Annotated in this window: 19 protein-coding genes; 1 reads left to right on the top strand and 18 read right to left on the bottom strand. The window is 35.3% G+C overall.

All coding sequences use genetic code 11. The features are described from left to right. Positions 1 to 83 precede the first annotated feature (83 nt). Positions 84 to 1,727 (bottom strand): DAK2 domain-containing protein, encoded by a 1,644-nt coding sequence (locus BM212_RS01890; RefSeq protein ID WP_091895758.1) that lies wholly within the window; start codon positions 1,725 to 1,727, stop codon positions 84 to 86. Between the two features lie 53 nt (positions 1,728 to 1,780). Beyond that, the gene (locus BM212_RS01885; RefSeq protein WP_072694662.1) at positions 1,781 to 2,134 is read right to left on the bottom strand and encodes an Asp23/Gls24 family envelope stress response protein; all 354 of its coding nucleotides are present in this window, start codon (positions 2,132 to 2,134) and stop codon (positions 1,781 to 1,783) included. A gap of 298 nt (positions 2,135 to 2,432) precedes the next feature. Here BM212_RS01885 and rpmB point away from each other — a divergent pair, with 298 nt between their 5' ends. Continuing rightward, positions 2,433 to 2,621 carry a 50S ribosomal protein L28 gene (gene rpmB, locus BM212_RS01880; protein WP_072694661.1) on the top strand — a complete coding sequence of 63 codons (189 nt, stop codon included), beginning with the start codon at positions 2,433 to 2,435 and terminating at the stop codon, positions 2,619 to 2,621. Positions 2,622 to 2,742: 121 nt separating this feature from the next. On the opposite strand, the gene BM212_RS01875 is transcribed toward rpmB, so the two are convergent. The 16 genes from BM212_RS01875 to BM212_RS01800 form a co-directional block, all read right to left on the bottom strand. Further along, positions 2,743 to 3,108 carry a hypothetical protein gene (locus BM212_RS01875; RefSeq protein WP_072694660.1) on the bottom strand — a complete coding sequence of 122 codons (366 nt, stop codon included), beginning with the start codon at positions 3,106 to 3,108 and terminating at the stop codon, positions 2,743 to 2,745. Between the two features lie 94 nt (positions 3,109 to 3,202). Beyond that, positions 3,203 to 3,850, bottom strand: coding sequence for a thiamine diphosphokinase (locus BM212_RS01870; protein ID WP_091895756.1), 648 nt, complete (start codon positions 3,848 to 3,850; stop codon positions 3,203 to 3,205). 1 nt (position 3,851) lies between these two features. Beyond that, complete coding sequence (rpe, locus tag BM212_RS01865) at positions 3,852 to 4,502, bottom strand: ribulose-phosphate 3-epimerase (protein WP_072694658.1); 651 nt, start codon at positions 4,500 to 4,502, stop codon at positions 3,852 to 3,854. Beyond that, positions 4,502 to 5,416, bottom strand: a complete 915-nt coding sequence (rsgA, locus tag BM212_RS01860; protein ID WP_091895753.1) for a ribosome small subunit-dependent GTPase A — start codon at positions 5,414 to 5,416, stop codon at positions 4,502 to 4,504. The genes rpe and rsgA overlap by 1 nt, the downstream gene beginning before the upstream one ends. Positions 5,417 to 5,444: 28 nt before the next feature. Further along, complete coding sequence (gene pknB / locus BM212_RS01855) at positions 5,445 to 7,424, bottom strand: Stk1 family PASTA domain-containing Ser/Thr kinase (protein ID WP_091895750.1); 1,980 nt, start codon at positions 7,422 to 7,424, stop codon at positions 5,445 to 5,447. Beyond that, positions 7,411 to 8,181, bottom strand: a complete 771-nt coding sequence (locus BM212_RS01850; RefSeq protein WP_281244370.1) for a Stp1/IreP family PP2C-type Ser/Thr phosphatase — start codon at positions 8,179 to 8,181, stop codon at positions 7,411 to 7,413. Before BM212_RS01850 ends, pknB begins: the two co-directional genes overlap by 14 nt. Positions 8,182 to 8,325: 144 nt before the next feature. After that, positions 8,326 to 9,681 carry a 16S rRNA (cytosine(967)-C(5))-methyltransferase RsmB gene (rsmB, locus tag BM212_RS01845; RefSeq protein WP_177206272.1) on the bottom strand — a complete coding sequence of 452 codons (1,356 nt, stop codon included), beginning with the start codon at positions 9,679 to 9,681 and terminating at the stop codon, positions 8,326 to 8,328. Next, positions 9,671 to 10,618 carry a methionyl-tRNA formyltransferase gene (gene fmt, locus BM212_RS01840; protein WP_091895747.1) on the bottom strand — a complete coding sequence of 316 codons (948 nt, stop codon included), beginning with the start codon at positions 10,616 to 10,618 and terminating at the stop codon, positions 9,671 to 9,673. The genes rsmB and fmt overlap by 11 nt, the downstream gene beginning before the upstream one ends. 27 nt (positions 10,619 to 10,645) lie before the next feature. Beyond that, entirely contained in the window at positions 10,646 to 13,063 is a 2,418-nt protein-coding gene (gene priA, locus BM212_RS01835) for a primosomal protein N' (protein WP_091895744.1), read from the bottom strand. 13 nt (positions 13,064 to 13,076) lie between these two features. After that, positions 13,077 to 14,312, bottom strand: coding sequence for a bifunctional phosphopantothenoylcysteine decarboxylase/phosphopantothenate--cysteine ligase CoaBC (gene coaBC / locus BM212_RS01830; RefSeq protein WP_342714008.1), 1,236 nt, complete (start codon positions 14,310 to 14,312; stop codon positions 13,077 to 13,079). 163 nt (positions 14,313 to 14,475) lie between these two features. After that, positions 14,476 to 14,688, bottom strand: coding sequence for a DNA-directed RNA polymerase subunit omega (gene rpoZ / locus BM212_RS01825; RefSeq protein WP_091895737.1), 213 nt, complete (start codon positions 14,686 to 14,688; stop codon positions 14,476 to 14,478). Position 14,689: 1 nt separating this feature from the next. Next, a complete protein-coding gene (gene gmk / locus BM212_RS01820) occupies positions 14,690 to 15,307 on the bottom strand; it encodes a guanylate kinase (protein ID WP_072694648.1) in 618 nt (205 codons plus the stop codon). 79 nt (positions 15,308 to 15,386) lie between these two features. After that, complete coding sequence (locus tag BM212_RS01815) at positions 15,387 to 16,745, bottom strand: patatin-like phospholipase family protein (protein ID WP_177206271.1); 1,359 nt, start codon at positions 16,743 to 16,745, stop codon at positions 15,387 to 15,389. A gap of 144 nt (positions 16,746 to 16,889) precedes the next feature. Next, on the bottom strand, positions 16,890 to 17,519 hold the full coding sequence (locus BM212_RS01810) for a V-type ATP synthase subunit D (protein WP_072694646.1): 630 nt from the start codon (positions 17,517 to 17,519) through the stop codon (positions 16,890 to 16,892). Between the two features lie 5 nt (positions 17,520 to 17,524). After that, on the bottom strand, positions 17,525 to 18,901 hold the full coding sequence (locus tag BM212_RS01805; RefSeq protein ID WP_072694645.1) for a V-type ATP synthase subunit B: 1,377 nt from the start codon (positions 18,899 to 18,901) through the stop codon (positions 17,525 to 17,527). Then, positions 18,894 to 20,678 carry a V-type ATP synthase subunit A gene (locus BM212_RS01800; protein WP_072694644.1) on the bottom strand — a complete coding sequence of 595 codons (1,785 nt, stop codon included), beginning with the start codon at positions 20,676 to 20,678 and terminating at the stop codon, positions 18,894 to 18,896. Before BM212_RS01800 ends, BM212_RS01805 begins: the two co-directional genes overlap by 8 nt. Position 20,679: the final 1 nt, after the last annotated feature.

The following is a 20,679-nucleotide window of genomic DNA, read 5'->3' as shown; positions in this document are numbered from 1 at the left end:
TCAGAAAGGAATAGATAAAACAACAAAGATTTCTTCGTTATTTCATCTATTCCCCCTTTTAGATAAAAATTAATTCAATTATATTATTCCACAGAGACAAGGTACGGATAGACTGGTTGACCACCTTCATGTATTTCAACTTCAATGTCATCATATTTTTCTTCTATCGCTTTTCCAATTTCTTCAGCACCTGATTTTGATCCATCTTCACCATAAAGAAGTGTAAGAATTTCACTATCTTCATCAATCATTTGATCAATCATATCTAAGGTTACTTTTTTGATATCACTATCAGAAACCTTAATATCTCCATCAATGATTCCCATAAAATCATCTTTTTTAATTGATATACCGTTAATTTCAGTGTCTCTGACCGCAAAAGTAACTTGCCCAGAAGTTACTGCTTCTATTTCGGCAGTCATACTTTCTTTATTAGTATTCAAATCATGAGCAGCATTGAATCCTAACATAGAAGTTAGTCCTTGTTGGATTGTTTTAGTTTCAACTACTACTGTATTCGCTTTAGACACTTTTGCCGCTTGTTCTGCTGCCATAAATATATTTTTATTATTTGGAAGAAGTATATAGTGTTTAGCCGGAATTTTTTCCATAGCTTTAACAATATCTTCTGTACTAGGGTTCATCGTCTGTCCGCCTTGAAGAACATAATCAACACCTAAGCTTTCAAATAACTGTTTAATTCCTTCTCCAGCCGCTACAGCAATCACAGCGATCTCTTTTGTTTCAGTTTTTTTATCTGCTGATAAAGCCGAATGTTGCTCTCGCATGTTATCAACTTTGATTTTCATTAAAGACCCAAATTTCTGACCATAATTCATCACTTCACCTGGACGTTCTGTATGAACGTGAACTTTGATCACTTCATCATCAGCAACTACTAATAAAGAATCACCTAATTTGTCCAGGTAATTTCTAAACTCTTCATAGTCAAATGTATCTTCAACCGTTTCGCCTTCACCAATACGTACCATGATTTCAGTACAATATCCGTAAGTAATGTCTTCCGTATGTACATGTTCATGTACTTCCCCACGGTGATGTTCTGCACGTACTAATTCATCGAGTTCCGGTGCTTCTTCTACTGGTGCTTCTCCTGTAAGATAAGATAAAAAACCTTCATATACGTATACTAAGCCTTGACCACCACTATCTACAACTCCAACTTCTTTAAGAACTGGTAACAGATCAGGCGTTTTTTTCAAGGATTTTTTGGCTGCTGCTAAAATCGTTTCCATGACTTCTATAACATCGTTTGTTTCTTTTGCCTTTTTCATACCCGCTTTAGCAGATTCTCTTGCAACCGTTAGAATCGTTCCTTCAACAGGCTTCATTACAGCATTGTAAGCAGAATCTACTCCGCTTTTAAAGGCAGCAGCAAATTGCTCGGCATCTACAGATTCTTGTTCTTTAACAGACTTGCCGAATCCGCGAAATAATTGAGATAATATTACTCCCGAATTACCTCTGGCACCCATCAATAATCCTTTAGCTAAAGCTTGAGCAATTTCTCCCAGATGATTGCTATCTGTCTCTTTTACTGCTTTTGCTCCACTAGTAAAAGACAGATTCATATTAGTACCTGTGTCTCCATCTGGAACTGGAAACACGTTCAGTGAGTTTACATATTCAGTATTTTCGTCTAATCGCATGCGACCAGCCGAAATCATACCCTTGAATTCTTCAGATGTTAAATTTAATACTTCCACTTTAATGAGTTCCTCCCTTGCCACAAACAGACTGCGGCTTTGGTATAATAATATTACACGCGTACGCCTTGTACAAATACATTGACAGATTTAGCTTTCAAGCCTAAATTTGCTTCTAGCTGGTACATGACTCGTTCTTGAACATTTTTAGATACTTCTGAAATTTTAGTACCATAGCTCACGATGATATAGACATCGATTATGATTTCTTCGTCTTCTTGTCTGACAACGATTCCTCGAGAATAATTATCTCGGTTCAAAATCTCAATCAGTCCATCACGTACTTGTTTCCGACTTGCCATTCCTACTATCCCGAAATTCTCTGTTGCCGCTCCGCCAACTACAGTAGCAATTACCTCATTAGAGATTTCAACATTACCGAATTCATTTTTAAGATTTACTGTCATTAATGGATTTCCCCTCTCTATTCAAATTCTCATGATTTCAACTTATCTTTTGATTAATTTTCATGATTAACATATTACATACTCAAACATATTTTAGCATATCGTGTTTTATAATGAAAGACAATACCTATTTTGTAAGTTTACAGTCCACTTTAACTATCAATATGACTGTCAAGGTTCATTACTTGAAAGATTGCAAATATTTTCTTGCGTGTTTATCTTGTATGTGGTATCTTATATAAGTATGAGTTAGCTTCTTTTAACGTAGAAGCTATTGCGTAAAGGAGGAGAGTTAATTATGGCTAAAGAATGTTTTGTAACTGGACGTAAAGCTAGAAGCGGAAATAACCGCTCACACGCTAACAATAAATCTAAACGTCGTTTTGCTGCGAACTTGCAAAAAGTACGTATTATGGTTGATGGACAACCTAAAAAAGTATGGGTATCTGCACGTGCTTTAAAATCAGGTAAAGTTGAACGCGTATAATATAAAAATTTCATAGAGCCTACAAATGTTTTTCATAAGCATTTGTAGGCTTTTTGTTATCTTGTTTTTTTCAGAACAAACCCAAAAGAAGAGCCCACCTGTTTGAGTGAGCTCTGATTTGCTATTTTGATAGAGACTCCAATTTTGAGATCAGTTTCCTTTGATACTCTTTAATTCCTATCACACGGGGCTTAATAATTAATTTAATCGTTTTATTCTTAGTTATGATACTGACTCTTCTTATATTTCGACCTGTTACTTTTATACTTTTGATATTCTTTAAAGAGATTACTTCAACTGATTTTTCATCCAACTTAATATCTAGTTGCGATAAGGTCAAGTTATTTCTATCAACAACAACTATATAATATTTAGGAAGAGGCAAGAAAAATTTTTTATCTTCTTCTACATAACCAGAAACAGCTTGAAAATTTCCATATTTCTCTTTGGCTTCTTCAAGAGCAGATTTGGTAATGGCGATTTTCATTTATTTAGACTCCTTTTATACTATTCTTTAGCTCGACTATATTCCATACATGTACACTTATAATATGAAATATCAGGTACCTTTAGTTTTTCACCTAATCTTTGCTTTGGATAAAAGCTACTAATCCGTCATCAAATGAGAATCTTCCATTTTCCATAACAAATTCATTGCTGATCAACGCAATTGGATAATCAAAATTATTGTTATTTAAGGTATACTTAAACCCCTTGTCTAATGTTAAGTTGCTTAAAGGAGTCATTCCGATGAAAGAGCAGTATTTTTTATCCGGCTCTTTGAAGAGCAAATAGCTTCCAGGTAGATAAAATTTAAGTGTATTTGTTTGGTTTATAAATATTAACCTAGTTACGATTGATTTGAATCTTGGCTGCATTACAATCATTAATATACTCATTAAATGATCAAGTCTTCCTCCAGACCACCCATATAAAATAATTTGCTCAGTATCAAAAAACTGCATAGCATATACTAAACTTAATTCTGCATCTGTATCGTCTTTTTCAGGTTCAAAACTGATTACTTTTTTAGAATTTTTTTCTATTATCAGTTTTTCTGCATCTGTTATAGAATCAAAATCCCCTAAAGATAAATCGATATAGTACCCATTTTCAGCAAGCAGCAAAGCCCCTTTATCTACTCCAATATAATAATCCTGTTCTTTCAATGGAGGCATGGTATGTTGTCGACTGTCCGGACTTCCTAACATGATATGCAAACTATTCATTTTAATTCACCGCATGCTTCAAGTTAGTAATTTGTTCATGAGGATTTTCTGATCCATATATATATGATCCAGCAACAAAAACTTCTGCCCCTGCTTCTTTACAGATTTTTGCTGTTTCAGGTACAATTCCACCATCTACTTCAATAATATACTCATAATGATGTTTTTGTATTAATTGGTATAATTCACTGATTTTTGCAACAGTTTCGTTTAGAAAACTTTGTCCACCAAACCCTGGGTTAACCGTCATAACTAATACCAGATCTACCATGTGCAGCACAGGTTTGATCATCTCGATTGATGTTCCGGGATTAATTACAATTCCTGCTTTTACTCCATTTTTACGAATAAGCTGCAGTGCTCCATGAATATGATTTGTACTTTCAAAATGTATAGAGATGTAGTCCGCCCCTGCTTTAGCGAAGTCTTCAATAAAATTTTCAGGATTTTCAATCATGAGATGGCAGTCTAGCGGCAATGAGGTATGTGGTCTGATTGCCTCTACAACATTATACCCAAAAGTTAAATTAGGAACGAAATGACCATCCATAACATCTATGTGAATCCAGTCTGCTCCTCCTTGTTCCACTAATGAGACTTGTTCTTTTAGTCTTGCAAAATCAGCACTTAATATTGACGGAGCTATTTTCATTAAGATTCTCCTTTTTTTCTATAACGTGGTTTTCTTTTTTTGATTTCTTCTAAAAATAATTGATAATTATTGTATCTATATTCCGGTATTTCACCTTCCAATACAGCTTTTTTCACTGCGCATCCCGGTTCATTCAAATGAAGACATCCGCTAAATCTACAGTCAGATCTTAAACTCCACATTTCCAGAAAGTATTCAGACAGTGATTCCTGCTCTATTTCATCAAAGGCTAATAGGCTAAAACCGGGAGTATCAGCAATTAAACTATCCAGTAACGGAACCAGTTCAACATGTCTGGTTGTATGTTTGCCTCTACCTAATGATTGAGACGTTTCTCCGGTTTTCAGTTCAAGTTCAGGTTTCAATACATTTAACAAGGTAGATTTACCAGCACCGGACTGTCCCATGAATACAATCAGATTATTTTTGAATTGTTCGCTGAATAGGGTTTCTAGCTGTTCCTTTTTATCCTTATCAGTCTTTTCTATGAGAATCATTTGATAACCGATCGCATTATAATCCTTTTGATATTTTTTGATTTCCATTGATTCGTCAGTGCTTAAAAGATCCATTTTAGTAATGAATATGACCGGTTTGATATGTTTAGACTCTAACATTACTAGAAATCTATCTAATAATTGATTAGAAAATTTGGGATCCGCTGCAGACATAATAATGATTCCTATATCAACATTCGCTACTTGAGGTCTGACAAGTTCATTTTTTCTTTCTAGAAGATTTTGTATGACTCCTTCTTCTTTACTTCCACTTTCAAATTCTACATAATCTCCTACTAGAGGAGTAATTTTCTGTTTCCGGAAGACACCTCTTGCTCTGGTCTGATAAATCATATTAGAGTCATCTGTTACGTAATAAAATCCACTTAGTGCTTTAGTTATCTGACCCTTTTGCAACTATCTCCATCCTTTCTAACATTTGATATTATTCAGTGAGGCTGGATTCTTCTAAGATTACTTCTCCATCTCTTTCAACTCTGTAGCTTGCTGACTCTCCTTCTTCAACAACAAAAGTAAGAATTTCAGGAGTATCTTCTGTAATTTCATATTCTTTATACACAGAATCCAAATTATTTTCTGCATCTCCTATAAATATCTGTATCAGATTCGGTACTGGCTCTTGCCCTTCTCCATCAGGGTTACTTTCATCATTTTCTGAAGATTCAGGTGCTGCATAAGGAATGATAATCCCTTCATCAAATGTATTCAACTCAACTTCTTCAGGTCCTGTTGAAAAAACAACTGAAATTCTACTGCCAGCATATACCGTCGTTCCCGGTTCTGGAGATTGACTGCTTACTTGACCAGCAGGGACTTCTGCATTCGGTTCACTTGTACTAGAGACAGATAAGCCGATATCATTTGCATAATCCGTTACTCCTGCTTCAGAATATCCGCTAAGATCTCTTAATGTAAATCCTTCCTGTCCAGTACTTACAGTAAAGGTGATTGTAGTTTCATCAGGAACAACTTCTTCTCCTGCTTCAATATCTTGGGATATAATATTTCCTGCTGCTATTGTATCACTACTCTGTTCTTCACTCTCAACAGTAAAGCCCAGTGTCGTTAATTCAGCTCGAATATCTTCGTAAACTTCATTTTCATAATTTTCAATTTCAAAAGGCTCACTTCCGCTACTGATAAAAAGATCAACAGACGCTTCTTCTCTTAATGTTGAACCAGGTGATGGATCGGATCGGATAACTAAACCTTCTTCAACTTCTTCGTCGTTTTCTTCAGTCACTTCTCCCAGCACAAGATTAAGGCTGGACAATTCTTCTTCAGCTTCATCTTGAGTTAACCCTTCAAGATCTGGTACTTCAACTTCTTTTGGTCTGTTAAACAAAAGAAGTCCACCCACAAACAGAATAAGTAAGAATATTCCCAGAAGTACCCACAACCATCTTCTTTTTTTCTTTTTTGGTTTTGATTTATCCTTTTTATTTTTAGTTTGATCCCCTGCTTCGCCCGATTCTTCTGGCTTATCTTTAGAATATAGGGAACCAGATGTTACTGCAATTGGCTCTATTACTCTTGTTTCTTCCTTAGTAGTATCTATCGGAACAAACTTTGCTTCTCCTGCTCGTTCAGGTGACAAAGCCGTTTTTAGGTCTTCTTCCATTTCTGCTATTGTTTGGTATCGTTGACTTGATTCCTTAGCGGTAGCTTTTAAAACAACATTTTCAAGTGGTTGAGGAATACGATTATTAATATTTCTAATGGACGGCAACTCCTGTTGAAAATGTTTTAAAGCAATTGAGACTGCTGACTCTCCATCAAAAGGCACATCTCCCGTTAGCAATTCATAAAGTAATATCCCAAGTGAATAAATGTCAGATTGTTTCGTAGCCATACTGCCTCTTGCTTGTTCAGGAGACAAATAATGGACAGAACCCAACAGAGAATTTGTTTGGGTTATAGAATTTTGAGAAAGAGCGACTGCAATACCAAAATCCGTAATCTTAACATTATCATGAGCATCAATCAGTATATTTTGAGGCTTGATATCTCTATGAATAATATGATGTTGATGAGCGTAACCAACTGCTGCAAGGATTTGCTTCATAATTTCAATGGACTTTTTGTATGGGATCGGATGATAATCATGAATATACTGTTTCAAGTCTGTTCCTTCTACATATTCCATAACGATATACGGATTCTCGTTTTCTCCAACATCATAGATGTTTACAATATTTGGATGAACGAGTTCTGTAGTAGCGAGCGCTTCTCTTTTAAAACGTCTAATACTATTTTCATCATTATGGAAATTATAGGCCATTAATTTTACAGCAACATTTCGTTCCAATATTAAATCTCGTGCTAAATAAACTTTTGCCATTCCGCCTGAACCAATACATTTTATAATTTTATATCTTCCATTGATTCTCTCACCTGTTTCCATTTGAAGACCCGCCTTCCCCAGTCTTACTTTCTAGATCAATATTTTTTAACGAATCGTATTCAATCAAACAGACTGTTACATTATCTGATGCTCCTTGGCTAAGTGCTCTTTTTACCAATCGCTCTACTTTATCCAGATCATTAAGATTTTGAGACAAAAGTTTCTGAATTTCAGTATCACTTAATGCATTCGTCAATCCATCAGAACACAAGAGTAAATTCTGTATTTTTACATTAGACAAATAAAAGAAATCAATAGATACATTTGTTTCTATACCTAGAGATCTAGTTAAAGTATTTCTTTTTTCATGAATCAATGCTTCTTCTTCTGTTATCTGACCATTTAATTTTAATTCATTTGCAAATGAATGATCTTCAGTTATTTTATTTAAAGTTGATGCTTCAAAAACATAAGCTCGGCTATCTCCTACATTAGCAATCAAAGTAGCATCATCAAAAATAACGGCCGCTACTAAAGTTGTTCCCATTCCCTTCAAATCTTGAAAAACTGTTGCAGCATCATAAATTCGCTTATTTTCTTTGTTGATATGTTCTCTAAGCCACTGCTCTACTGAATTTATATTCTGATCTTTAAATTCAGACTTTCTCCAACTATTTCCTAACTGCAGTACTGCCATTTCACTTGCAATATCTCCAGCATTATGACCTCCCATTCCGTCACAAAGAATGGCTAAAACCTGATTACTCAAATTTGTAAAAGTAGCAACATAATCTTGATTTGTCTCCCGTTTACCAATATGAGATTTAATGGTAGCTTTCAGTTTTCCTCACTCCTGATATACAAATAATCATACACTCTTATTGTTCAATTTCTATGTACCTGTCTTAATGACAGGCGCTATAATTAATAGTATGTCTTATTTTTTCTTGATGTACAAGTATCATTTTGCTTTTGTCAATGAACAGATAAAGAATCCGTCTGTGCCATATTGATGTGGATAAAGTCTTAACATATCATCTTCATCTAAATTAATGTACTTATTTTCTAGATAAACAGGTTCAATAGTATACGCTGGATGATCACGTAAAAAGGTTTCGATTACTTCTTCATTTTCTTCATGAGTAATTGTACAAGTACTATAAATCAAGCGACCACCTTTTTTCAGAAGAGGTGCTAAGCTAACCAAAATATCTAATTGGATTTTTTTTAGTGATATTAAATCCTCAGGTGTTTTAGAGTAACGAATTTCAGGTTTTCTTCTCATTAATCCTAGTCCAGAACAAGGAGCGTCTATTAATATTTTATCGAATGTTTCGTCAGACACTAATTCTTTTATCTTCCTAGCATCAATATTCTGCGTTTTTACGACTGCATCCACATGTTGTCTTTTCGCATTCTGCTCGATTAGTCTGATTTTGTGTGCATGCAGATCTAAAGCTAAAACTTCTCCATTCTGCCTCTGATCGAGATAAGTGGCAATATGAGTTGTCTTTCCACCTGGGGCAGCACAAGCATCCAAGACTTTATCGCCAGGTTCAATTTTAAGTGCTGGAGCTACAAGCATTGAACTTTCATCTTGGATAGTAATCATTCCAGTTTTAAAAAGGCTGGATCTAGCGGGCAATCCGCTTTTACTAACCAGACCATAAGGAGAAACTCTACTTTTCTCTACACTATATCCTTCATCCATTAGCTGTTCTATAGCCTTATCAACAGAGATCTGCTTTGAATTAACTCTTAAGCTGACTTTCGATTTTTCAAGTAAAGATTGTGCGTAATTCTCTGTCTCTTCTATACCTATATTTTTTATACTCTGGTCAATGATCCAATCAGGCAGACTATACATCGTTCCTAACCTAACAACCGGATCTTTTATTTTAGAATAGTCTGGTATTCCATTACGCAGTACATTTCTCAATACTCCATTGGTCAATCCTGCTATTCCTTTGTGGCCTCTAACTTTTGCAATATTCACCGCTTCGTTCAAGACAGCGTGGTCTGGTACTCTTTCTAGATAGTACAATTGGTAGACTGATAAACGTAAAAGCTGTAGTACCCAATTCTGTAATTTCTTCTTATTATCTAAATAAGGCTCAAGTATATAATCTAATGTGCGCTTTCTTTGGATAACACCATAGACAAGCTCTGTTAATAAATTGCTATCTTCTTTTGACAATGTTTCTTTTTCAATTGTCTGATTTAAAACGATATTACTGAAAGCACCTTTTGAATTCACTTTTTCAAGTATCATCATCGCTAAATAACGGCTACTTTTTCTAATGGATTTATTCTCCAAATCGTGTTCCTTTCTTTAAATGACTGCCCGCTCCAGTCAGATAATTTATACTTTTCATGCGTTGTTTTCCAGATGGTTGAATTTCATATAAAGCCAACAGTGTTTGTTCTCCGCAAGCTACGACAATTGCATCTTTTCTGATTTCTTCAATTTCTCCCGGTTGTTGTGTCGCCTTTTGTTCGACAGGTTCAACAGACCAAATTTTAAATCGCTTGCCTTCAAGAATTGTATGAGAACCCGGGAAAGGTCTTAATCCTCTTACCATATTATCAATTTCAACAGCTGTTTTTGTCCAGTCTATCTTTTCTTGTTCTGCATGAATCATCGGAGCATAAGTTACTTCTTCTGTTTTTTGAGGTATAGAGTCATTTGATTGATCAAATATAGAAGGAAGTGTATCAATTAGACAATCTTTTCCTAATAGACTAAGTTTTTCAAACATTGTGCCGACATCATCTTGTTTGGTGATTGGTATAGAATATTGTGCAATGATATTTCCGGCATCCATCTCTTTTTCCATATACATAATTGTAATACCTGTTTTCTTATCCCCATTGATGATTGCTGAATGGATTGGAGCTGCCCCACGGTATTTAGGAAGCAAAGATGCATGAACATTGATTGCTCTAAAGGGTGGTGCTTGTAGTAGTTTTGTTGGAACATACTGGCCATATGCTGCTGTGACAATAAGGTCAGGTTTTAAAGCTAAAAGCTGTTCCATCTCTTCTGAACCTGATAGTTTTTCGGGTTGCCAAACTGGTAATTTTAATTCTATTGCTGCTTGTTTGACTGGGGGCGGAGTTACAATTTTTTTACGTCCAACTTTACGATCTGGCTGAGTTACAACGGCAACAACTTCTGCTTGTTCAAATGCTGCAAGTGCTTCTAATATTGGTACTGAAAATTCTGGGGTTCCCATAAAAATTATTTTATACACATTACTTCTCCTTTTAGAAATCATAGATTATATAAAGTTCATTGGTTGTGAATCAATGGAAATGAATAATCCTTTCGCTTGATCTTTTTGAGTATTGGCTAACAATTCATGCAATCGATTCGATAAAGCTTCTTCTTTTTTATACTTGATAATTACTTGAAAGTGATAACGATTATGAGTTCTTGCAATTGATTTTGGCGTTGGCCCTAAAATAATTGCTTTATCGCTTAAAGCAGGCTGTATGAAATGAATAAATTCACCTATTTTTTTGGCTGCGGTCATCTCATTCTCATGACTGACAGAGATTCGAACTAAAAAATAATAGGGACTGTAATCACTTAAATGCCGTAAATGCATTTCTCTTTTATAAAAAGAATTATAATCATGATTTTTTGCATATTGAATGGCATAATGCTCAGGATTAAATGACTGAACATAAACTTTTCCGATTTTTTCAGCTCTACCGGCACGTCCGCTCACTTGGGTTAACAATTGAAATGTTCTTTCTGCAGATCTGAAATCCGGTAGTCCGAGTGATGTATCCGCATTAATCACACCGACTAAAGTAACATCTGGAAAATCTAGCCCTTTTGCAATCATTTGAGTTCCTAACAAAATATCAGCTTTTTTATCTCCAAAATCTTTCAGAAGACGTTCATGGGCTCCTTTACGCCTTGTCGTATCAACATCCATGCGGATAATTCTTGCCTCTGGAAACAATCCTTGCAGCTCTTCTTGTACTTTTTGGGTCCCAGTACCAAAATATCTTATATTTTTACTATGACATTTGGGGCAAATTGTTGGAATATTTTCTTCATGTCCACAATAATGACATTTCATTGTTTTAGTATCCATATGCAAAGTCTGAGAAATATCACAATTTGGACATCCTAACACAAACCCACAATCTCTACACATGACAAAAGAAGAATATCCTCTTCTATTCAACATTAAGACAGACTGTTCCTTTTTTTTTAAACGATCCTGGATCGCAGCTTGCAGACTTAAAGAAAAATTACTACGATTCCCTTTTTTAGCTTCTTCTCTCATATCGATAACTGAAACTTCAGGCAAAGCTTTTTTATTAGCTCTCTCTTTTAATTCCAGTAAAGTATAGACTCCTTTGCTGGCACGAGCACTAGATTCTAAAGAAGGTGTAGCACTTCCTAAGATAACGGGACAGTGATGATATGCGCCTCTCCATATCGCAATATCTCGAGCATGATATCTTGGGTTTTCCTCTTGTTTATAGCTTGTCTCATGTTCTTCATCAATAATGATCAATCCGATTTTTTTTAAAGGAGCAAATACACTAGATCTTGCACCTACAACAACTGATGCTTCCCCATTATTGATTTTTCTCCATTCATCATATTTTTCCCCTTCAGATAATCCACTGTGTAAAACAGCAACTTTTTCTCCAAACCGACTTTTAAAACGATAAACCATCTGAGGCGTTAACGCAATTTCCGGTACTAGCATCAATGCTCCCAGATTTTCATCAAGTACTTTAGAGATAGTTTGTAGATAAACTTCTGTCTTCCCACTACCAGTGATTCCTTTTAACAAAAAAACATCATGTACATTTTCATCCATTTTATTTGAAATTTTATTATAAGCTATTTGCTGATCCGGATTGAGTCTTAGAGCAGTTGTTGCCTTAATTTGCGCATTTTCAAATGGGTCACGATAGATTTCAACATCTTGAAGCTCGCACCACCCTTTATTTTCAGCTACATTGATGGTGGCTAAAGTGATCCCATATTCTTCATTCAACCTTTTGACATCAAGCCATTCTCCAGAATCAATTGACTGTAAGACATTGATCAAAGCAATTTGACGTTTAGCATTCGCTCTTAATCCTTCTCTAATTTCTTCCAGTTGTTCAAAACTAAGTGTTGAAGTAACTCTTTTTATTGTTTTTTTTGTACGCTTATCTTTTACCTCATAATTGACTTCGACTTTCCCTTGTGCTTTAAGTTCTAACATTAACTTCACAAGGTCGCGATCGATAACTTCTTCCCAAGGTAACTCCTGTTTCCCTCTGAACACTTCAAAAAATATCTCTTCTTCTAAGTCATCTACTATGGTAATTTTCTTTTCATATTTCGCTCTTAAAACTGCCGGCAGCATCGTCTGGTAACAACTGATTCGAAAACTATATGTCTCCTTAGCCATAAATTCCCCGAGGTCAATCAACTCCGTATTTAAAACAGGCATTAAGTCCATTAATTGTTCAATTTTCTTTAATTCACCTTTATAATCTGATGCTTCAAATCGATTTGTAACAAAGCCTTGCACTAATCTAGAGCCATTTCCAAAAGGAACTACGACACGCATGCCTGACACTAGTCGTTGTTCAAATTCTTGAGGAATTTCATAGTGAAATGGTTTATTTGTTTGTAGTACTGGAACATCTACAATTACTTCCGCTATATGAGGCATGAATGTCCTCCTTTCATCCTAATTGTTCAATTATCAATTCAATTATGCGTTCAGCAATTCTAGATTTATCAGATAGTGAAATCAATACCGGGTCATCTTGTTTTGAATAAATAATTACTTCATTATCATTAGAATTAAATCCTCTATCTCTTCTGCTTACATCATTTGCCACAATAAAATCTACATTTTTTTCTTTTAATTTTTTCAATGCATATTCTTCTATATTATCTGTTTCAGCTGCAAATCCTACTAATAACTGATGTGCTTTCTTTTGACCCATTTCTTTCAAAATATCTTTTGTCTTCTTCAATTCGATTGATAACTCATCTTTTTTCTTCATTTTATGATTTTCTTGTTTCACTGGTGTGTAATCAGAAACTGCCGCTGCCATAATTAATACATTTATATTTTCAAAATTTGCATCAACTGCTTCATACATTTCTTGAGCAGATTCTACTTTTATTTGCTTGATTTGACTATGGACTGCTAATTCACTTGCTGTAATCAGAATAACTTCTGCTCCTTTTTTCATTGCTGCTTCTGCTATAGCATGTCCCATTCTGCCTGATGAGTCATTCGATATATATCTGACTGGATCGATTCTTTCTTTCGTACCCCCAGCTGTAACAAGTATTTGTTTTCCTTGCAAAGGAAGACTATCACTTTGATTTATTATAAGTCCTTCTATTTCATCAAGAATAATTGTACTATCAGGGAAGCGTCCCCTTCCGCTATAACCTTCCGCTAAAAAGCCTGTAGCAGGTTCCATAATGTATGCCCCACGGTCTTTAAGTATCTGTATATTGGTTTGAGTCGCAGGGTGTTCATACATATGTTCATTCATTGCAGGAACAATAAAAACAGGTGTTGTTGTCGCTAAAAGTGCTGATGTCACAAAATTATCCGCAATTCCATTCGCCAATTTAGCTAATGTGTTTGCAGTCGCTGGTGCAACTATAGAAAAATCCGCCCAATCTGCAAAATGAATATGCTGTACAAATTTTGGATCATTTTCAGAAAATGTATCAACATGTACAGTTTGTTTACTTAAAACTTGAAAAGTCAATGGAGAAACGAATTTAGTTGCAGAAGGTGTCATTGCAACTTTTACTTCTGCTCCTGCTTTAATCAGTTCCCTCATCAAGCTGACAGACTTATAAGAGGCAATACCTCCTGTTACGTAAAAAGCTATTTTCATTTGATTGAACATGTTTATCCCTCGATTCATTACTTTCTTGTATTTTACCAAGAAAATTGGCTTCTGTCTTTATCTCATTAACTTTCATTTTTAAGAATCGAAATTAAAGAAATTCATTTCATAAAAAAACCTCTGCTAATTACTTTTGCTAAAGGAGTGTAGACTTAAGCAATCAATAATTACCTGCAGAGGTTTATTTTAAATTGTACTCAATTTATTTCTGGATACTGTCAGGGTCTAATACAATATCGCCAGATTCGATTTCTTCTAATGCTTTTCCAACATTTTTAGTTGATACGTATTCATCTAATAGTTCAACATTTTTACCATGTTGCATTTCTTTAGCTCGTTTAGCCGCTAAAATGACTAAAGAATATTTTGAATCTATTTTGTCTAATAATTTATCTTGTGAAGGGTATAATAACATATTACTCCATCTCCTCTATAATTTCTGCAAATTCTTTCAAGTTACGTGTAACTTTCAAGTGTTCACTCTCAATGATATTTCTTATTTTTCTCGCTGCATTATTAACCGTATCATTTTCTACTACATAATCATAGTACTGAATCAGCTTTAATTCTTCTACGGCTTTTGTCATACGTTTTTCAATCATTTCGTGAGTGTCTGTTCCACGATTGACAATACGAGAGTTTAGTTCTTCTAAATCAGGCGGAGATAAGAAAACAAAAATTCCTTCAGGCATTTTTTCTCTTACTTTTAATGCACCTTGAACTTCGATCTCTAAAAACACATCTCGTCCTTCATCTAGAGTTTTATTAACATACTCTAAAGGAGTCCCATAATAATTACCAACATATTCAGCATACTCGAGTAGACCATCTTCTCGAATTAAATGCTCAAATTGTTCTTTTGTGCGGAAATAATAGTCCACACCATCAACTTCGCCTTCTCGTTGTTTTCTAGTAGTCATAGAAACAGAGTAATCAAAATCATTATTATAATTATCAAAAATGGCTTTTCTAACTGTTCCTTTCCCTACACCTGAAGGCCCAGATAAAACAATCAGTAATCCTCGCTCAGTCATTATTACTTCCTTCCCAAAACAATTCTTTCGGTTGAAACCTTATCCTCAATTTTAACACATAATCGAGTCGTTTGGGGAATTATTTAAATTTATTCTCTAATTTTAAAATATATAAGGCTAGTGCAAAAGGAAATGGTCTGATCAATATAATTGTTTTGAATAATTTATCTGTTAATTCTCCTTTGGACTGTTCTAAAGTATTCAGTATAAAAAGTGTCATATGTCGATTCGAAACAAACGGAATCTTTTCTTTAAACCTTTCCGCCCATTCCTTTCCGCTCAAGTGAAATTCAGGTGCTAAATCTCCATATAAATTAAATGTTTCTTCTTCTTGTAACCTATTTACTCTTTCGATTATTTCCAGTTGAAAACTTTCAACTGTGTAGATTTTTTCTGGTAATAATCGAAAAATTTTACCTGCAAGTTCCATGATGGCTAAAGGCAGTGTATCTTTATTTACCTGTTTGTTCCACTTACCTGACAGCTCTTTAATTAAAATTAATTGATAATCTTCCTCAAAAAAGGGCTCTATCATACTCTCAGTACTATTTAATGCCAATAGTTCATTTAAAGCGAGATAAAATGTACAATATTCTTTCCTTAAAAGATCTTTTTCAAAAGTATACCAGTATCCTTGGAATCGTTCTGCTAACTTCATCGTTTCCAGATATCCTAATTGTATATTTAGTGATGTTCTTTTTTTATGGAAAAACAAGTAATCACCTAAAGACCATTCTGTTCTGATCCATAAAGTTGGTACACTTTTAATTTGGTGATTAACTCTTAAAAAGCCCGGGCCTTGTATGTCGACTATAATCAGTTTGTCAGGATCTTTTTTCAATACCATTTCATAAGGAATATGGTTTAAATAACCTCCATCCATATAAGGTATTCCTTCAATATAAATTTTTTCCATTGCAGGATAAAGCGAGGCACTAGCAAGTAAATACTTGTTTAACATATTCTTGGGAATATCTTTTAAATAAAAAAATTCAATTTTATTTTTAACACCATTTGTTACTGACAAACCAAAATCAATCTTAGACTTTCTAATTGCTTTTTCATTTGGGATATAATAATTAATCAATCTATACAACGGTTCTGAGCTGAAACCTCTTTTTCTGATAGCTTTTATGAGGAAACCACCCAGTGTTCGCTGATAATCTTTAAAACTATTGATACTTAATGGAAAATCATAATCAAGTACCTTTCTCCCTTCAATATCACGCCACATTTTTTCAGCATCTGAAACATTTCCTTGCAGCATTAAAGCACCATTTAATGCACCAACTGATGTTCCAACGACAATATCCGGCTTATAACCAAGCTCATCTAAGGCTTTCCATACACCAATTTCAAACGCTCCTCTAGCTCCACCTCCACCAAGAACTAATGCCTTTTTTTCCCCTTCTTTTATATCAAAAAATTCTTTAGACACTCTCACTACCTCCCTAGCAGTATCCGTCTACAATAAGGGATTTGTATATATAGTACCGACATTCTTATATAACTATAAATAAATTTATTCAATAAGTATTATAAAAAAGGTATCGATAAATAATATCGATACCTTTTTTTGGAATTATCCCATATCTTTTACTTTCATCAATCGAGTAATAGAAGCACGTTCTGCCTCATCAAGTTTCATTTGAATAAAGTAAATGGTTTCTTCTAGTTGTGGAATCGTCATGAATTCCAGTGCGTTTACACGACGTCTAGTTTTTTCGATTTCATCTGCCATTAACTGACAAGTTTTTTCAATTTCTGCTAATTGAAGCATGTCTGGCATTACTTCAATCAAATATTGAAATGTCAAATCTAATTCACCATTTGAATTTAAATATCCGTAACTTAAGTCTTCAAGGTCATCGGCATTCTCATTATATTGAAAATGCATTTGCGGCACGCGAACACTCATAATATTTTTCTGATCGATATTTAAATTGACGCTTTGGCTTGGAACAGCCATCAGTTCTTCAATAAAGTTTTCGTGAAGAAGTGATTTGGCCATTGCGAAAGACTGCATTGCTTTTTCTAATTTATCTTCCACTTCGATACGCAATTCGTTATTTTGACGAATCAACGTAATGAAACGTCTCATCAGTTCATCTTGCTTATCTTTGAGGAGTTTATGTCCTCTGGAAGCTAACGAAAGACGATCTTTCAGGTTAGATAGTTCCATTCGAGTGGGGTTGACATTTAATTTAGCCATTTACCTCACTCTCCTTTTGGTAAATATTTGTCCAGCATATCATCTTTGATACGTTTTAGTTCAGCACGCGGTAAGACTTTCAGCAAGTCCCAACCTAAATCAAGTGTTTCTTGAATCGAACGATTCGTATAGTTTCCTTGATTTACATACTCTTTTTCAAATTTATTTGTAAATTCAACGTACTTACGGTCACTTTTAGATAGTGCAGCTTCACCAAGTACTGCAGATAATTCTTTCGCTTCTTTACCTTGAGCATAAGCTGAGAAAATCTGGTTCATTGTAGCAGCGTGATCTTCACGTGTCTTACCTTCACCCGTTCCTTTATCTTTCAGACGAGATAGTGAAGGAAGTACATCAATTGGTGGTTGATATCCTTGATTATATAGATCACGAGAAAGAATAATTTGTCCTTCCGTAATATATCCAGTCAAATCAGGAATCGGATGCGTAATATCTTCTTCCGGCATAGTCAAGATAGGAATCTGAGTAACAGATCCTTTAGATCCTTCAAGACGACCAGCACGCTCATATAAGGTTGCCAAGTTTGTATAAAGATATCCAGGATATCCACGACGCCCTGGAACCTCACGTCTAGCTGCAGAGATTTCACGCAGGGCTTCAGCATAGTTAGTCATGTCGGTCATGATAACTAACACATGCATGTCTTTTTCAAATGCTAAATATTCAGCAGCCGTCAAAGCCATACGTGGTGTTGCAATACGTTCGATCGCTGGATCATCCGCTAAGTTTACGAATAAGACTGAACGGTCGATTGCTCCGGTCTTCTTGAAATCTTCCATGAAGAATTCAGCTTCTTCGAATGTGATCCCAATAGCAGCAAATACAACGGCAAACTTGTCATCAGCATTTGTAACTTTTGCTTGTCTTGCGATTTGAGCTGCTAATTCTTTATGCGGCAAACCAGAAGCTGAAAACACTGGAAGTTTTTGACCACGAACTAAAGTGTTCAAATGATCAATTGTTGAGATTCCTGTCTGGATAAATTCATCTGGATAGTTACGAGCGATAGGATTGATCGCAATACCATTGATATCTAAGCTTTTTTCAGGGATCAAGTCAGGTCCACCATCATTAACACGACCCATTCCATCAAAAGTACGTCCGATCATATCCTCAGATACATCTAATGATAATGGCTTACCAAGAAAACGTACTTTTGTATCTTTCAAGTTGATTCCTGTTGATCCTTCAAATAACTGGACAACAGCATTATCTCCATTGATTTCAAGTACTTGACCACGTCTTCTTGTACCATCTTGAAGTTCGATATCAACAAGTTCATCGTATTTAACACCTTCAACTCCTGTAACGGTCATCAAAGGTCCTACTATTTCGGAAACTGTTTTATACTCTTTAAGCATCTGACTCTACACCACCTTTTTCAATAACTTGTTGAATTGTTTCTTCTGTTTGCTTACGAATATCAGCAAAACGGGAAAGTTCTTCTTCAGGAATAAATTTAGAACGTCCGATTTTTTCTCGGATTTCATCGGTACCATCATTGATTTCATCATAATACGCGCCTAAGTCCATAGCACGAAGAGCTTTATCTTGGAAATCAAGAATCGTTTCAATCATTTCATATTGTTTTTCCCTAGAAGTATACGTATCCACATCATCAAACGCATTTTGTTGCAGGAAGTCTTCACGAATCATACGAGCGATGATCAGTTTCAATCTATCACGTTCCGAAAGGGACTCTACTCCAACTAAACGGACAATTTCTTGAAGTTCAGATTCATCTTGAAGTAATGATTTAACTCTAGTAACTTTTTCATCCCAGTCAACATTTAATTTCTTGCCTACGAAGGCATTCATTTCATTGGAATATAGTGAGTATGAACTTAACCAGTTAATTGAAGGAAAGTGACGTCTTTGTGCAAGTGATGAATCAAGTCCCCAATAAACTTTTGCTACACGCAATGTATTTTGTGTAACCGGCTCTGAAGTGTCTCCGCCTGGAGGTGAAACCGCTCCGATAGCAGTAATACTTCCTTCGCGACCAGTAGATCCTAAAGAAATTACCTTTCCAGCTCTTTCGTAATACTCAGCTAGCCTACTGCCTAAATAAGCTGGGTAACCTTCATCCCCTGGCATTTCCTCTAATCGTCCAGACATTTCACGTAATGCTTCTGCCCATCGAGAAGTTGAATCTGCCATGATTGCTACAGAGTATCCCATATCTCGGAAATATTCAGCAATTGTGATACCAGTATAAATTGAAGCTTCACGAGCCGCTACGGGCATGTTAGAAGTATTTGCAATCAATACTGTTCTTTCCATAATAGATTTACCTGTATTTGGATCAATCAATTCTGGGAACTCGTTAATAACGTCCGTCATCTCATTACCACGTTCTCCACAACCAACATATACAACTAAATCAACATCGGCCCATTTTGCAATCTGATGCTGCACAACTGTTTTACCCGCACCAAATGGACCTGGAACTGCAGCAGCTCCACCTTTTGCTACTGGGAACAGTGTATCAATTACCCGCTGACCAGTAATCAAAGGTTCAACTGGATTTAGTTTACGACTGATTGGACGACTACGTCTAACCGGCCATTTTTGGATCATTGTAAATTCTTTTTCACCTTCTGGAGTATCAATAACGTACAAAGTATCTGTAAGCTTAAAAGTTCCGCTAGAGATAGATTTAACTGTTCCGCTAACACCGTTAGGTACCATGATTCTGTGTTCTAATACACTAGTCTCTTGAACAGTTCCTAAAATGTCTCCACCAATAACTTCCGCTCCAACTTCAACAGTTGCAGTAAAATCCCATTCTTTATCTCTATTAAGTGGCTTAATCTCCATACCACGTTCTAGAAAGTTACTATTTGTTTTATCCATAAACTCATCTAATGGACGTTGAATTCCATCAAACATTTGTGCAATCATCCCTGGCGCTAATTCCACAGATAAAGGTTCTCCTGTAGTTTCAACTTTTTCACCAGGACCAACCATTGAAGTTTCTTCATATACCTGAATAGATGCAATATCTCCACGCATCTCGATGATTTCACCAATCAATCCTAATTCGCCAACTCGGCAAATATCTTGTATATTAGCTGACTCCATACCTCTAGCAGTAACCAAAGGTCCTGAAACACTAACAATTGTTCCGTTACTCAAA

This window comes from Marinilactibacillus piezotolerans (assembly GCF_900114235.1).
Lineage (GTDB): Bacteria > Bacillota > Bacilli > Lactobacillales > Carnobacteriaceae_A > Marinilactibacillus > Marinilactibacillus piezotolerans.
This window is presented reverse-complemented; position numbering and strand designations above follow the sequence as displayed.

What these genes read in the sequence shown, in the direction of transcription:
- BM212_RS01885 (WP_072694662.1), bottom strand. Translation starts at nt 2,134, where the DNA reads ATGACAGTAAATCTTAAAAATGAATTCGGTAATGTTGAAATCTCTAAT.
- rpmB (WP_072694661.1), top strand. Translation starts at nt 2,433, where the DNA reads ATGGCTAAAGAATGTTTTGTAACTGGACGTAAAGCTAGAAGCGGAAAT.
- BM212_RS01875 (WP_072694660.1), bottom strand. Translation starts at nt 3,108, where the DNA reads ATGAAAATCGCCATTACCAAATCTGCTCTTGAAGAAGCCAAAGAGAAA.
- BM212_RS01870 (WP_091895756.1), bottom strand. Translation starts at nt 3,850, where the DNA reads ATGAATAGTTTGCATATCATGTTAGGAAGTCCGGACAGTCGACAACAT.
- rpe (WP_072694658.1), bottom strand. Translation starts at nt 4,502, where the DNA reads ATGAAAATAGCTCCGTCAATATTAAGTGCTGATTTTGCAAGACTAAAA.
- pknB (WP_091895750.1), bottom strand. Translation starts at nt 7,424, where the DNA reads ATGGAAACAGGTGAGAGAATCAATGGAAGATATAAAATTATAAAATGT.
- priA (WP_091895744.1), bottom strand. Translation starts at nt 13,063, where the DNA reads ATGCCTCATATAGCGGAAGTAATTGTAGATGTTCCAGTACTACAAACA.
- rpoZ (WP_091895737.1), bottom strand. Translation starts at nt 14,688, where the DNA reads ATGTTATTATACCCTTCACAAGATAAATTATTAGACAAAATAGATTCA.
- gmk (WP_072694648.1), bottom strand. Translation starts at nt 15,307, where the DNA reads ATGACTGAGCGAGGATTACTGATTGTTTTATCTGGGCCTTCAGGTGTA.
- BM212_RS01810 (WP_072694646.1), bottom strand. Translation starts at nt 17,519, where the DNA reads ATGGCTAAATTAAATGTCAACCCCACTCGAATGGAACTATCTAACCTG.
- BM212_RS01805 (WP_072694645.1), bottom strand. Translation starts at nt 18,901, where the DNA reads ATGCTTAAAGAGTATAAAACAGTTTCCGAAATAGTAGGACCTTTGATG.